This window comes from Micromonospora sp. NPDC048930 (genome assembly GCF_043197935.1).
Taxonomy (GTDB): Bacteria; Actinomycetota; Actinomycetes; order Mycobacteriales; family Micromonosporaceae; genus Micromonospora.
In genome coordinates, this window is record NZ_JBICUB010000003.1 from 1 (window position 1) to 14,693 (window position 14,693).

11 protein-coding genes and 1 pseudogene are annotated in these 14,693 nt (G+C 68.2%); 3 read left to right on the forward strand and 9 right to left on the reverse strand.

Features of this window, described 5'->3' with window-relative positions:
• The first annotated feature begins 225 nt into the window (after positions 1-225).
• The gene (locus tag ACGFI9_RS09110; RefSeq protein WP_393176695.1) at positions 226-1,425 is read left to right on the forward strand and encodes a PQQ-binding-like beta-propeller repeat protein; all 1,200 of its coding nucleotides are present in this window, start codon (positions 226-228) and stop codon (positions 1,423-1,425) included.
• Between the two features lie 808 nt (positions 1,426-2,233).
• Here ACGFI9_RS09110 and ACGFI9_RS09115 read toward each other — a convergent pair.
• The 9 genes and pseudogenes from ACGFI9_RS09115 to ACGFI9_RS09155 form a co-directional block, all read right to left on the reverse strand.
• Positions 2,234-3,361 carry an MBL fold metallo-hydrolase gene (locus ACGFI9_RS09115; protein ID WP_393176697.1) on the reverse strand — a complete coding sequence of 376 codons (1,128 nt, stop codon included), beginning with the start codon at positions 3,359-3,361 and terminating at the stop codon, positions 2,234-2,236.
• Positions 3,362-3,494: 133 nt separating this feature from the next.
• Positions 3,495-3,887 (reverse strand): hypothetical protein, encoded by a 393-nt coding sequence (locus ACGFI9_RS09120; protein ID WP_393176699.1) that lies wholly within the window; start codon positions 3,885-3,887, stop codon positions 3,495-3,497.
• Positions 3,888-4,111: 224 nt separating this feature from the next.
• Positions 4,112-4,765 carry a hypothetical protein gene (locus ACGFI9_RS09125; RefSeq protein WP_393176701.1) on the reverse strand — a complete coding sequence of 218 codons (654 nt, stop codon included), beginning with the start codon at positions 4,763-4,765 and terminating at the stop codon, positions 4,112-4,114.
• 60 nt (positions 4,766-4,825) lie between these two features.
• Positions 4,826-7,315 carry a hypothetical protein gene (locus ACGFI9_RS09130; protein ID WP_393176703.1) on the reverse strand — a complete coding sequence of 830 codons (2,490 nt, stop codon included), beginning with the start codon at positions 7,313-7,315 and terminating at the stop codon, positions 4,826-4,828.
• Positions 7,312-8,817: a hypothetical protein gene (locus ACGFI9_RS09135; protein WP_393176705.1), complete on the reverse strand. Its 1,506-nt coding sequence runs from the start codon at positions 8,815-8,817 to the stop codon at positions 7,312-7,314. Before ACGFI9_RS09135 ends, ACGFI9_RS09130 begins: the two co-directional genes overlap by 4 nt.
• Before the next feature lie 105 nt (positions 8,818-8,922).
• Positions 8,923-9,157: pseudogene (locus ACGFI9_RS09140) on the reverse strand (hypothetical protein).
• 118 nt (positions 9,158-9,275) lie between these two features.
• A complete protein-coding gene (locus ACGFI9_RS09145) occupies positions 9,276-12,545 on the reverse strand; it encodes a type ISP restriction/modification enzyme (RefSeq protein WP_393176707.1) in 3,270 nt (1,089 codons plus the stop codon).
• Between the two features lie 241 nt (positions 12,546-12,786).
• A complete protein-coding gene (locus ACGFI9_RS09150) occupies positions 12,787-13,038 on the reverse strand; it encodes a hypothetical protein (protein ID WP_393176709.1) in 252 nt (83 codons plus the stop codon).
• Positions 13,035-13,334, reverse strand: coding sequence for a DivIVA domain-containing protein (locus tag ACGFI9_RS09155; protein WP_393176711.1), 300 nt, complete (start codon positions 13,332-13,334; stop codon positions 13,035-13,037). Before ACGFI9_RS09155 ends, ACGFI9_RS09150 begins: the two co-directional genes overlap by 4 nt.
• A gap of 263 nt (positions 13,335-13,597) precedes the next feature.
• Here ACGFI9_RS09155 and ACGFI9_RS09160 point away from each other — a divergent pair, with 263 nt between their 5' ends.
• Both ACGFI9_RS09160 and ACGFI9_RS09165 read left to right on the forward strand, forming a co-directional pair.
• On the forward strand, positions 13,598-14,488 hold the full coding sequence (locus tag ACGFI9_RS09160) for a helix-turn-helix domain-containing protein (protein WP_393176713.1): 891 nt from the start codon (positions 13,598-13,600) through the stop codon (positions 14,486-14,488).
• Positions 14,481-14,684, forward strand: a complete 204-nt coding sequence (locus ACGFI9_RS09165) for a DUF397 domain-containing protein (RefSeq protein WP_393176715.1) — start codon at positions 14,481-14,483, stop codon at positions 14,682-14,684. Before ACGFI9_RS09160 ends, ACGFI9_RS09165 begins: the two co-directional genes overlap by 8 nt.
• Positions 14,685-14,693 lie beyond the last annotated feature (9 nt).

The window sequence follows — 14,693 nt, forward strand, 5'->3', positions numbered from 1 at the left end:
ACTTGGTCGTCTCGAAGGATCACGCGATGGCCGCCTCCTATCTACGCAACACGCCCATCACGGGCAAGTCGTACACCACTCCAGTGGACGCAACCGGGGTGGTTCGAGGGCCAGATGCCCTGGGTGGCCTTCGGGCCACTGGTCTTCGCGCTGTTCGTCGGGCTTCTAACCCTGAGGTGGCAGGGTAGGGATCCGCGTCGGCGTGGGTCTGTACTTGGCCTACTCGTGCTTGGGGCGGTGTTGAGCGGCGGAGCCGGATGCTCGGCCACCTCCGGCTATCGATCCGGTGACGGGCCGGCGACGGTGGTGGCCTTTGATGTGGGGACCGGCCGGCCGGTGTGGACCGCCGAGCTCGAGGCGGCGAACGGGGCGAGCACGCCGGCTTTCGGAGCCGGTCTGGTGTTCATCCAGACCGGTCGGTCGTACAAGTCGCCGGCGGGGAGGTTGGTGGCCCTCGACCCCCGCAGCGGCCGGCAATTGTGGTACGTGGTGACCGAGGGTGGGGTCTGCGGCGGCGCGGACGCCTTGGGCGACCCACCGGTGATCGCTGACGGAGTGGCCGTCGTACCAGCCCCAGATGGCTACATCCAGGGGATAGGCGCCCGCGACGGCAGCGAGCGGTGGCGTACACGGTTGGCTGGGGCGCCGGCCGCCATCGCCGACGGCGTGGTGCTCGTCGGGACGCAAACCGCCTATACCGGCCTGGATCTGGCGACCGGCCGGCAGCGGTGGAGCCGCTCGGTCCCAGAGGCAGCTTGGAGTGATTGGCGGCCGGGCGGGCGGGCGTTCGTCCTCGGCGTGGGATCAACGTTTGTTGTCGAGCTTGCGACCGCGGACGGCTTCAGCGTCGCGGCGCTGGATGCCGGCAGTGGGCGGGAGTTGTGGCGCGATGCGGTCGGATCGGTGGATTCGACCGCGCGGCGGTATGTCACCGCCGGTGTGAGCACACTCGCCGCGCTGCAGGGCGGACCAATGGACAGCCCACATGGCCAGGCAACACGTCTGGTCGGGCGGGACCTCCGTAGCGGAAAGCCGCTGTGGACGACAGAAGACCTGCCGCCAAACCAAGACGGTCTGCCGCAGACCGGGATCGCCGCAGACGGCGGCGAAGTGTTCTATGCGTCCGCCACTGGCCGCCTCGTGGCCCTCGACGCACGCTCCGGTGCCGAACGTTGGACGGCGTCGTACGGCAGTGGAAAGGACCTCTTCGTGCCCCGCCTGACGGTCGGCGAGGATGCGGTGGTGGTACGGCGAGGTACTCAGCTGTCGATGTTTGAGGCGGCGACTGGCGCTCAGCGCTGGAGCACCCGGCTGGACTCTAGCGACCCCGAAACCACGGCCGCCACCGGCGAAGGGCTTGTGTTGGTGCCACGGTCCAGCCGGCCCTGTATGCCCCCGGTCGTTGGCGGGATGGGTCCGGGCTGAACGGCCTGCTGCAATATCGCGTGGATCGCCTGATCTGCCCGCTCGAGTCGGCATCGGCTACCTGGCGAGCCGATGGCGGACGGTGGCACCCGTCGTAGCACCCCGCTCTCGACACCCCAGCGGCCGGCATGCGGTGGTGGCCGCGATCCCGCCGGCCGCGAAGGACGCCATCTGAGACCACCTCGTTAGCCGAGTAGTGTACGGGCGCTGGCTCGGCTTCAGGGTCGTGACCTTGAAGGGACAGTTCTTGTCCGTCAGCAGGGTGTATGCATGGCGGCTGAACGCCAACGCCTCTTCGAACGCAGCTCCGCCCAGACCTGATCTTTCGCTCGGGCAGCCCCACCGCGTGCAGCATCCCTCGTAGGCAGTCTCGCTTTGCGCCTGAAGACTACTGCACGTTACGCCGCTCGTATTCAGTCCTCGAGGCGTAATGGGCGGTGTGGCTCTGCGTCCGCTCAACCAGGCCGTACTTGTGCAACGCCCCGAGCGTGTAGTCCAACGAGCTGTCGTCGACCGGTCCGTACCGGCCGACGTGGGGCGGTCCGGCGAGGATCGTCGAAGGTCAGCGCGACGACCAGCCGCTCGTGGGCGTCACCGAAGACCTGGATGACCGCGGTGTGCAGGTCGGCTCGGTCGGTGGTGGTGAAGGGAACATGTCCGCCGGGATCTGCGGGAACGCCAGCCGCGAGCGCGATCGTGTATCGCGTGCCCCTCTGCTGATGCTCGCGCCTCCGGACGTATCACCGTACGGGCCGGCACCGACACGGCGGATCGCCGGTCGGGCACGGCGTGAGCCGGTCGGCCTGGCCTACAGCAGGAGGTGGTGTGTACCTGAGGTGCTGCTGACACAACGGCCGTGGTTATCGTGCGTGGCGAGGTGACGTGGCCAGAGGTGTCCGCGCTTGCCACCGTTTTGCCCGACGCACAGGTCGGCGGTGAGTTGCAGTGCCGGCGGCAATGGATGGGTGCCGTGGTGGGGAGCGAGCATCAGCGCGTAGTGGGCTGCGTGAAGCTCGGTGTTCGCCAGCCAGGACAGGATTGGGGTGCCGGCGTCACCGAACACGATGAGCCGGCCCGGTTCGGCGTCTTCGAAGACCAGTGACATGTCGTTGTTGGCGCGGCGCATCGCATTCCACACGCCGCGAAAATTCTCATGCAGGTCATCCGGGACGTTCAGCCGGGTTACGTCCAGGGCGCTGCCCGCGTCGTCGTCGTTTTCGTAGATGTTCTCACCGAGATACTCGCCGTCAACCAGCCGCGCCTTGCTCATCTCCCCCGTCTGCAAATTGTCTTGTCCAGGCTGCAGCCAGCCGCCCTTTCGGGCTGCCTCGAAGTTGTCCCGCAGTGCGCTGTTGCCCCGAGCTGCAAGCTTTTCAGCGAGTTCTTCGAACGCGAGCACAGCTTTCCGCACCTGGCGGGCGACGTGGTCGGGCAGCGTGGCAGGGGGCCACAACACGTCGTAGCCACGTTCCCCGGCGAGGAAGCCGTTGCCTCGAGCCAGGGGCGTGTACCGAAAGCGACCTTCCTTGGTTACTTGCCTCAGGTCGAGCGAGAGGTCGAGGCTGCGGAATCCGGTTACCGTGAGGTCCATGGCCAGGTAGGCGGCGGTGAACGGCGGTGCTACGTCCGGCGGTCGTGGTGAGATCAGACGGAGGGACGCGAAGCGCTGCCCGCGGGCCCGCATACGCTCCGCCAGGCGCATGAAACCGCGGTAGTGGTCTGCGTCGAAGTGACTTACCACGATTGTGTCGATGACCTCCGGTCGCCCGTCGAGTGCGTCCAGCAAACGGTTACACGCGTCGTCGGCGGAGATGCTGTCGCTGCCGCAGTCGATCACTGTCACGGACTCACGGCCGTCGTGTTGCGTTTTGATGATCGAGCAGGCCCCGTCACCGACGTCGACCACGCTCACCCGGTCGCGGATGCGCGGTGACATCGCGAATGTCTTCCTCGGGGGGTTCGGTCCAGGGTCTTTCTCTCTACGCGCCAGTTCGGCGAGGCGTCGCCCACCCGGGTCGGCATGCAGGTGAGAGACCTTCGTGGTCGGTGGCAGGTGGCGGTTATATAGGTCAGCCCGTGCGGCGGCACGCGGCACGGACTTGTTGATCCATTCCACTGCGCGTGTGTGCCGCCAGCCAGGTGGCGCCTCTGGGGCGGTATCGGTAGCGACCGGCGATGCGACCAACGGCCATGTACTTGGGTCGACTTGTCAAGGGCATGACGATGTAGTCGCCTGGGCTCATCTCCGCCAGGAAGCGCCACAGCTGCCCCGCGTAGTTGCCGAGCCCTTTTATGGACTTCGTTGGGTAGACGCCGGCGAGGCTCTCTCTTACCTCGATCCGGCTGCGGCAGCCCGAGATATCCCCCACCTCGGACCACTGCGCGACGACGATGCCTTGGCGCAGTGCATCCTCATCCGCTCCAAGCGGATCGGGTACGCGTACCATCCAGGTACCTGCCATCGAGCCCTCCCGGCAGTCGACCAATGCCCTGCCGAAGCGCGGTCGCGCCAGCTCACCGTCCGCCGGCCGCCCGCTTGCAGCCACCTAAGGTGTTCAGGCATACGCAGCGGTATGCGTCGAAGCAATATTCATGTCTGAATACCGACAGATCGCGGCCAGGATGGGGACTGACAGCGCGACGGCGGCTCCGCGACAGCCGACCTGCCCTCTTTCTGCCGAACGGCTCACCTGTACTGGCGATGCTGGGCGGCCAGAATCTCGGACCTCACCTCGGGTGCCAACTCGACCACTTCGACCTCCACCTCGAACGCGCGCAGCGCTGCGGCGGCCCAGGAACGCGCGGTCGTGAAATGGTGAGCTGCCTCGGGGTCGGAGAGGCAGAGCACGAGGCGCGGCGGGCTGGGCAGGGTCGACGCCACGAACATCAGGCGGCATGCGTCGGCAAGCACCTTGTGCTTCTGCGCAGGCTTCGGCGGGCCCTGGTGCGCCCAAACCTCAACGAGGACGGTCAGGTCTTCGTCCGCTCCATCGACCTCGACCCTGACGCCATCCTCGAGCACGAATCGCCGCGGGCTGAGCCCAAGGCCCAGCCGGTCGGCCAGCCGCTCGAGCATGACGCCCTCGGCGTACCGTTGCACCGCGCTGTCGCCAGCGGCCAGGGCGGGCAGCCTCTCCTGCTGCACGATCGGTGTCGACGTCTCGCCGTTTCCCGGGAGCTCGTTCACGATCTTTCCGTCAGGACCGATGTACCGCCGGAGGCGACGGCTCTGTTCCAACCGGCGGCACACCTGATTGATCGTTTGTCGGGGCTGCACATCGAGCAGGCGGGCGAGTTCGTCATCGTCGAGTGGCGTTTTGCTGCGCAGCAACTCCTGCACGACGCGCTCCGCGATCGTGAGGCCTCTCATCGACCTCTGGCTCCCTTCGGGACAATCGGATCAGCTGCCGGGGGTGAGACTCCGAAACGCCTCGTCCGGCCCGGATGCCGTCCAGCGCCGATCCGGTGGGCGCAACGGTGTGCCACGCGAGTAGGTCGCGATGCCGGTCATGAGGTGCGACCAGACCTCGGCCCGCCAGGTGGCACCGAACCGGGTCACCAGCAGCAGGCGCCGCCCGTTCCACCAGCCGTGCACAGCAGGCTCGCCGTCGGACGTCACGTGCACGTCGGAGAAGTCACGGAGGGCGTCCAGGGCGGCGATGACGGCCTGCCGGGTGCTGCGGCCGCCCTTCACGTGGACAACGGAGCCGCTGTCGAGCCGGGCGTTGGTGAGCCGGTCCACCGCGTCGTGCAGCGCCGTGCGTCCGAGGATCCAGCCGAGTTCGGCCACGAAGTTGGTCTGCTCGAACAGTATGCCGAACACGTGCCCGTTCAGGCCGGCGGCGTACCGCCGGACCGTGTCCGTCGGCACGGCGGCCAGCCAGCCGGTTCGTCCCGCGTACGCCTGCCGCAGCTCCTCGAACTGCTCGACGAGGTTGCCGGCCGGCTCAGGCTGGCGGTCGAGACCGTTTCGCAGCGCCACGAGCCCGATGGTGGCGAGCGCGGCGTGTTCGTCGTCCAGGGTCTCCTCATGTTCGGCGATCCAGAGGTGCACCATCACCCAGTAGAGGACCTCGGACCAGTCGGTCGCATCGGTCCACAGTCCGCCGGCCACGAGGGTCAGGATCAGACGGCTGACGGCGAGCTTCGCCGGTAGCGGCCACTCCTCGGCGGCGTCCACCAGTGCTTCGACCTCGCGTCGCATTCTGGTGCGCTGGCCTGGCGTGAGCGCGTCGAGGACTGTCCCAACCGTTTCCGTCCGAGTCGTCGAAGCATTCCGGGGCGCTCTTTCCTCACGCCGCTCCGCTGGCGATGCCTCACCGGTCTCCTCGTCCGGGCCGTCGAAGATCTCCTCGTCGGTCGGTGTCGCGCGGCTCTCGACGTCCACCCCGAGCGCGAAACGAAGCAACGCCGGCCCGACGGCCGCAGCGACCCGACCTTCCACCTGGCGCCGGCGGTTCGTTCCGGGTGGGGTGACCATGCGATCCGGGCGGACCGAGGCCAGGTGGGCGAGCGCTTCGAAGAGCGCGGCCAGGTGCGCCTGGTCGGCAATGACGAGCGGCAGGGGCGTGTGCTCCAACGGGGACGGGCGGTCGATGCGCGACAGCGCCGCCGGCACGTCGGTCACCACCACATCCCGGATCTCGGCTCCGGTGTCGGTCACCACGTGCACGGTGGCCGCCCCGCGGGACACGAGGGACCAATCGGGCGCCGGGATGCCGGCGTACACGTACAGTCGGCCGTCGTTCCGATCGTGGTCGAGTCGAAGCCCGTCGACCAGCAGCCACATCGGGGCCTGGTTTCCGTCGGCCAGAACGGTGGCCTCGACCCGCTCGGCACTGACCCGGATGCCGAGGACGCGCAGGATCGGGTCAGAGTCGCGCCGCTCGCCCGGCACGCGCACGTGCAGGCGGGCCGGATGCGCCAGGTCCACCTCCTCAGACGGCACAGCGTCGATCAACAGGCCCGGTGTTCCGGTCACCAGGCCGAGCTCGCAGTTCCCGCCCGTGGCCATGGTTCTGACGAGGGCGGCGACGCTGCAGTTGGCACTACCGGTCAGCGCCCAACTCTGATCGGCCGTCCGCCACTCTACGATCTTCGCGTGGTGGTAGCGGCTGCCCTTCGGGGTTGCCACCAGGCCCGTCTGGGCACGCTTGACCACGCCGGCGAGGGCGTCGGGATCGCACTGGACGTCCCGGGTGAGCAGGAGTCGCAGCTCGGCGGGGTCGAACCGGCCGGTGAGCCGGCGCAGCGCCTCGGCCTCCGCGTCGAAGAACGGGGCGGCGACGGCGAGTGCGGTGACCGGCGCCTTCGGCACTGGAAGCTGCTCGATGATCGGACGCGCGGCCGTCGTCACCAGTACCGGCTGGCCGGGCGCCGGGTCCGCGGGACGCGCGATGAGCAGTTCGGCGACCCGGTCGAGGCGTTCCCGGCCGAGGCTGTCCATCCACACGGCAGCGGGAAGTCGGCGCAGCCAGGCCGCCAGATCGTGGAACAGGTGCGGCACTGTCGGGCCGGTGCCGCGCAACAGGGTCCAGACCTCGGCGTTGTGGTGCCACCCGGACGGGGTGGCGTTGCCGGATCCGATGGCCACCACGGCGTCCGTCTCGGAGGCGATCACCACGAGCTTCGGATGGAAGGCGCCACCCGCCTTGCAGACGACCGGCACGGCCAGGTAGTCGGTCCGGCGGGGTCCCTGAGTGAGCTGGCCCGCGTCGTAGAGGACGGTGGTGCGGGCCCGGACGGCCTGTGCCTCACGCAGGCAGACGTCCTCGAAGAAGGACAGGTCACAGGTGTAGGTGAGGACGAGAACCTCCTCGGCGTCGGCCAGCGGCCGGCCGCGCAGCAGCGCCGGCGGCGCGGCTCCCCGGAGTTCCTCCCATGGCGTCACGACGTCACCTCCGCGGCGTGAGGGCCCGGGCGCCAGGTGTCGCCGTCGTGTGCCACCACACCGAGTTGCTGCATGACGTTGGTGAACGTCGGGAGCCGGAGAGACACGGCGCCCCTGCCCTCCCGGCCCTCCAGCCGCCACTGGTCACCGACGCGGCGCAGCCGGGTGGGCATTCGCAAGCCGTGGCGGGTCCACTGCATCTTCTGCCGGCTCACCGACTCGGCACGATGGAACAACGCGGTCGCGAGGTCGGACACGGCTTCGGTCAGGGGACGTTCGGCGTCGCGGGCCAGCCACGCGGCGACGTGGCCCGGTCCCAGGTCGTCGGAGAACGCGCCGACGAACGCCTCCCGGGTGACCGGGTCGAGGTGTTCCAGACGTCGGGCTCCGACGGCGAGCAGCCGGAGCATGCCAAGCACGGTCCAGTCGTCCGCGGCGAGCCGCTCGTCGTTCAGGTCGTGCTCGACGGGCAGCGGGGTGCCGGCGTCGTCGACGAGCGGGGGCAAATCGTCGACGAGCGCCTGTCGGACCGTCGCGTCCGGCAGGTCACGGACGAACTCGGCGGTCGCCTGCTCGAGGGTGCCCGTGCTGGACAGTGGTGACACCAGGCGGGCCCAGATCAGCCGCCACGCCCAGACCGACCAGTTGCGCAGCAGCGCACCGCGCCAGACGAGAGCGTGGGTGTGCAGGTCCGCGCCGACCGACTCGCGCAGCCCGGGGCGGAAACAGCACCACCGATCCATGGACATGTCAATCGACCCGCCGACCTGCTCGCCCGCCAGCGCCCCGACGAGCAGCGCTGCGCTGCGTCGATGGGTTTCGGTGTGGCCCGGCTGGCCGCGTTCGCCAAAGTAGGCGCGCCGCACGCACGTACCGTCGGGAGCGTCGGCGATGGCGCATACGCACAGGTGGCGAAGGGCGTCGAGGTCCGCCGTGGAGAGGGGCTTCTCCCGCTCCGCCACACCCAGCACCTCGTCGAGGGCGGACAGGTCGTGTGCATCGGCCGCCGGCCCCGGCCGGGGAAGCCGGCCCCCGTCGGTGAGGCCGAGGATCTCCTCGATCCCCGCGTACGTCTGCAGATAGCCGCCCGGCACCCGGCTGTACCGGTCAGCTATCCGGCCGACGTCGACCGCGTCATGCCGGTCCAACTCCGGGCCGATCGTGTTGACGCCATGCACCCCGAAGTTGCCGGCCCGCAGGTGGTGATCCTCGTCCGCCGCGCCGTGCGCCACGGACACCGCCCCCATGACGGCCTCGGCACGGCGGACCAGCGCGCGGAACGCCGTCAGGTCCGTCTCGTCGGTCCACCCGCGCCGCTGTGCCTCCATCGCGAGACGGGCGTGCAGCGAGAGGTAGCGGGCATGAGGGGTGGTGGTGATGACGCCGGGGATCAGCGCCGCCGCGTGGGTGCCGATCACCGTCTCGACCGCGAGCGGCTGCCGGCCCGTGTCCTCAGGGGTATCATCCGTCGTTGTCCAGGCCGGACCCAGCATCATGGTCACCAGCAATCCCCCACGTTCGTCGGCTGGTCGACTTGATCCACGGCGTTACCGAAGCAGACCCGCCGGGCGCCGCCAGCAAAGTGACGGAAAGTCGACAGCGCCGGGTCAGCGACGCAGCCGGCGGGCGCAGGGGCCGTCGTGGTCGGTGCGAAGCAGGCACCGAAGGCCGCCGGGCACCAGCGCCTCACGGAAGACCGCAGTGGCGTACGTTCTGGTCGTCCTCGGCGGAGCGGGTGGTTGCGCCCGGCTCGGCCTGTGGCAGGACCAGCAGCCAGCGACCCACTACCCGGGCCAGGCGCTGCGCGGCGAGCCAATCTTTGGCGACGGTCGGCAAGTGAATGACGAACCGCTGGTGCCCCCGCCCGAGCCGGGCCTGGTCGGACTGTCAGCGGCGCAGCGTGTCGCTGGCCGGTCTTGAAAGTCATCCCTGCCCATCGTCTGACTGGCCGCAAGAATGATCAAAACAACCTGGGGATGCGACTCTCGTCTGAGACAGTGAGCTTCGCGGGCCCGCGCACCGGCAGGACACCGCTAGCGGTCAGCTCCTCGACCGAGACCAACGGACCGGTGCAGATGCGGTCAAGCAAGGCTGACTGCCGGGGTTCGAGAGCCACGCACCCGCCGAGGACTGCCAGGATCTCGAGCAACTCGTCAGTGAAGTCGCTGCTCCATTGGAGCGGTTCCACGTCGTCAAGCGGAGAGGATCGACGCCGGTGGCGCTGGTTCGCGCAACGATAGTTGAACCAGTGGCGGATTACTTTCATCCCACCAACGTTGTACTCCCAGACCCGACGGTCGACAGGCCCAATCCGCCCCGTCCCGACCAGCAACGTTCGGCTTTCCTCATCCCAACCGATGTCGTCCGGCAGTGCGTCCGGCTCGTCCGGGATCGTCGCGAGGACCTTCGGCCCCGTCCGGTCGAGGAAGTCGCGGAAGCGCTGCTCGCCAGCATCAACCTGGCCGAACGTGTGTAGCCACAACACCTCTCGGCCAATCGACACGGCGGTCGCCCAGTGGTCGGCGTCGGCGGTCAGCGGAACGCGAATGCCGGGGTGTTGAAGCTCCTCCCGGAACCGCTTGGTGTAGTGGGGATGAGCCGCGACTCCGGCGACGTAGGCCATGAGGTCGGCGGCGGTCACTTCTCGTCCAAGGATTTCCCTGAGCTTGCTGCAGAGCCGGGGCGTGACGTTGGGTCGGCCTGTCGAGGTGTCGCAATAGAGCGGGAACACCCGACCGCTTCGCCCGTTGTAGTGGTGAAGGTCAGGAATGAGGTGGGTGAAAGTGATCCCTGGCCCGCTGCCGATGGGGTGGTTGTTCTGCTCTGTCAGATAGATCTGGTGCGGCGAGCGAACAGCCCACAGCGGCGGCCGCGGCATCACCATCAGCCGACTGTCCGGCAACACCCACTGCCGGTCGAAGGATCGATAGGCGACCCTCACCGGCGCTGGTGCCGGACCTGTTTCGGCGGCGAGTGGCCCATCTGGCGCCGCAAAGCCGGGCAACGGACGGACGATGCTGTCAACCGTGCGGTCCCGCGACTCCGGGAGCATCCGCCGGCGACCGGCCTTGTCGGCCCGTAGAAATCTGCGCCAACGACGCTGAAGGGTGCCGACATCGGGGGCATATACCCATGTACGCCCTGCCGTCACGCCGCGTGATGACTCCGGGAAGAGTTGCTTGAGGTCGGGGTAGCGAGACCAGTCGCTGTCGAAGTCGGGCAGGAACGCTGCCCGCCAGTCCTTGCGGCAGCGCCTCCACGCAGGGTCAGTATGGCGGAGATCCTGCAGCCGCCGAAGCTTCTCCCCGCTGGATCCGGTCACGGCGAGGGTCCAGACGGTAGCCGGAATCGCTGCCTCGCCTCGGCCATAGCGTGCGAACACCGCGATGCAGAGCTGCCGGCCGACATCAGGGCCAAAAAGGCGGGTCTGCTGCTGTGGCCGATTCCCCTCAGGGGACAGGTCGATGATCCAACCTTCGTCACAGGTACGCCGCAGAAATTCCCGCATGCCCTCGAACGACTTGCCCTTGACGAAGCTGGCCGGCGTAACGAAGGCGACGATTCCTTGCGGCTCGTCCGGATGCGCCTCGAACGCCTTCCACAGAGCCCAGCGCCAAAAGCACCACGGGAGGCCGTACAGGTCCGACTCGTAGCGTCCTCCTCCCGGGACACGGAACTCGTCCAGGGATGGCCGATCGGGACGACTGCCGGCCAACAAGGGCGTTTTGCGCCGCTCCTCGATCCAGGGCGCGCGGCCCATGGTGTTCTCGACGTGCGGCGGGTTGCCCAGTACAACCATGACAGGCACTTCCCGCTTGATGCGGTTTGCCTCGGAACGTGAGCGTTCAATCACCCGGTAGGCCGCGCGAAGCCGCCCTTGCTGAATGACGGGGTCCTCCAATGCGTCGGTGAGGAATCGAACCTCAGAGGGAGGAAGCTCGGTATTGAACTGGGTCTTCATTGCCTGATGGAGCCGCAACTCGGCCACGGCATAGGGCGCAGCCTGGATTTCGAAGCCGACCAGCCGCTGCTGAAAGAACTGCCGCAACCGTGGACCGCGCGCCCCTGCTCCCTGCTTGGCGTCGATCGTGGCCGACACCGCCCGCAGCACCTCAACGAGGAAGGTGCCAGTCCCCATTGCCGGATCAACGACCGTGACGTCATGGGCTGCCAGGCCCCAAGATCGTTCGAAGCGGTCACGAAGGATGGCGTCCACGAAGTCGACCACGGCGCCAGCCAACCTCTGGGGCGTGTAGAAGGAACCGCTGCGCCGACGCAGCGCAGGGTCATATGCGCTCAAGAAGCGTTCGTACAGGTCGGCGTGGGGATCGCCGCTGCCGGTGTCGATGGCGCCCCAGTCGACGCACCCAATGACCCTCGAGAGAGTGTCGATCATCCGGAGCTCGTAGGCGGCGTCGTTGTCGGTGAGGACCGCCAAGGCCCGCCCCATGAGGGAGTGCTTCTTGCCGAGCAGTCGGGCGATTTCGTGCAGTGGCGTCTCCTCGAAGACAATGCCGTCGACCCGCGCCAACAGTAGCGCGAAGGTAACCGTTTGCGCGTAGGCGTCCGCGAAGCCGGCGTCGTCCAGGCCGGGGAACAGCATGTCCCGCCAGTCCGCAGCGAGCAGCGACAATTCCTCGTGGGTCACGTCACGTGCGGGATCCGCGAGGATCGCGGCTACCTCGTCACGCAGCAAGCGGCAGAGTCCGGCGACAATCCGGATGAGCTGGGCAAGCGTCCGTGGCTGCTCGGGCTGCCACAGCAGGAAGTCGTGGATCAGGGTCTCAAACTCCGGACCAGCGGGACGCGGTGGGCGCCGATGGCTGGAGAAGTCACCGTCCAGATAAACGACCGCGCCCGCGAGTTCCCCGTAGCTGTACCTCGCCCACATGACGCCGTCCGAGTAGAGGACATTGGGCAACGCCTTGAGCTTCTCCCACTGCAGGCGCTCTCGTTTGGTCGGTCGACGCCAGGTCGAGGGAACGCCATGCCCTGGTGCTTTCAGCTCAACGTAACCGACACGGGCGCCCCCGACATCGACGGCGAAGTCAGGGCGCGCACGGACGGAACTGAGCCGGACTTCTCCATATGGGATCGCGTCAACGCCAGCATGCTGGCCGAGCCTGCGAAGCAACTCCTCCAACGGGCCTCGTAGTTGGTCCTCCGGATCACCACCGCGATCAATCTTTTCCCCGACTCGGGCGGTGAAGGCCGCGACCGCCTCGGCCACCGGGTCCGGCACTAGACGCAGATGTCGAGGGCTCGAGGACCGATTACGGCGGGGTTCGGGACTACCCATGGATCCCCCTGCAGCCGCGGGCTGGTCCTTCAGGATTACGGAACGGGGACCTGAACACATCCTGCGATCGATCGATAGCCATGTGTAGTACTGGCACCTAGAATCGGAGCTTGCGTGCCCAACCGCATGGCGCATGGAACCGCTCGCTCCCGAAACGACAGGGATCCGCCAGTCAGCGGCGCAGCCGGCGGGCGCAGGGACCGTCGTGGTCGGCGCGGAGCAGGCAGCGTCGACCACTTGGCATCAGCGCGTCGCAAAAGACCCAGTGGCGTACGTTCTGGTCGTCCTCGGCGGAGACGGTGGTTCCGCCCGGCTCGGTCTGCGGCAGGACGAGCAGCCAGCGACCGACCACCCGGGCCAGGCGCTGCGCGGCGGGCAGGTCGTTGGCGACGACCGGCAGGTGGATGACGTACCGCTGGGTCACCGCTCGTGTCCCCGGGCGTCGCGGGCGCGGGCCTGGTCGGACTGCCAGCGGCGCAGCGCGTCCTTGATGACGGCGGTCTCCCGCCGGCTGGCGGCCAGGGCGGCGTAGACGGCGGCCAGATCGCCGGCGACCCGGTCGAGGAAGGCGTACACGTCGTCGGGGTCGAGGCCGCGGCGTCCGAGCCCGACCGGCTTGAAGCGACGCTCCCGCACCTGCCACGGCAGCAAACTGGTGTACGCGCCGGAGCGGTAGGTCGCTCCGCTCCCCCGGGCCGGTCGCTGGTTGCGGACAATCACGCCGCTGGCCTCCTCTGCGTCGAAGGTGGATGGGTGGGGCCACCCGCCCTCCCCGCACGAGCGGACCCACCCGGCCCTGCCGCCGCAGCTCCCATCAGCGGTACGGCAGCACGGCTCTTGTAGCCAGCTTGTGGCAGCGAGCGGCGCGACGCAACGTTCCACTGCGGATTTCTCGCCAGATGTATTGACTTTCTTTACTGCAACCTGCAAAGGTTGCAAGGCGGCGTCACGCAGTGTTGCAGGACGGAATCAGGAGTGCTCGGATGGCGGAAGACATCGGATCGACCGTGCCGCGCCGGCAGCTCGGCCGGCTACTGCGCCAATACCGCACCGAGGCCGGCGTGACCCTCGACGCCGCCGCCGAGGCCCTCGAATACAGCCGGCAGAAAATCTGGCGCATCGAGAGCGGCCTGGGGGCGGTTCGGGTGCTCGACGTCAAGGCGATGTGCGAGCTGTACGGGGTCTCGGCGGAGCTGACCGAGGCATTGAAAGGGCTGGCCGCGGAGACCAAGTCGAAGGGCTGGTGGCACGCCTACGGGGACGCGGTGCCGAACTGGTTCGAACTGTACGTCGGCCTGGAATCCGCGGCCGCCAAGCTTCGCCAGTACCAGGAGACGGTCATCCCGGGCCTATTGCAGACCCGCGAGTACATCCAGGCACTGGCACGGATCGACCAGCCCGCAGCGACCGACGAGGACCGTGACCACGCCATCCAGGTACGCCTGCAACGGCAGAACCTGCTGAGCCGACGGTTGCCCCAGCCGCCTCGGTTGGACGCGGTCATCTCGGAGGCCGTGCTGCGGCGCCGAGTCGGCGGACGGACCGTCATGATCGGACAGCTCACCGGCCTCCTCGAAGCTTCCGAAAGGCCCAATGTGTCGGTACGGGTGGTGCCACTCGCGGCCGGGCCGCACCTTGGTGCGGTCGCGGGCTCCTTCGTCATCCTGGACTTCCCCGCCACCAAAGGCGGCCGAGCGGCACCGGAGCCGTCGGTCGTCTACAGCGAATCTCTCACCGGCGCGCTCTACCTCGACAAGCCCACGGAGCTGCGGGCCTATGAAGAGGCGTTTGCGAGCGTCGCTCAGCTCGCGCAAAGTGAGGCAGAATCGAGGGACGCGATCAAGGGGATCATCGGGGAGCTGCGGCATGACTGACCTGACCGGCGCCATCTGGCGCAAGAGCACCCGCAGCGGCGGCAACGGCGGAGAGTGCGTCGAGGTCGCCACCAACCTCCCCGGCATCGTCGCCGTACGCGATTCCAAGGACCCCGGCGGACCCGTCCTCACCTTCACTCCTGGCAGTTGGGCTGCCTTCGTCAGCACGGCCAGGGGCGGTCAGTCCACCTGCTGATCGCCATGC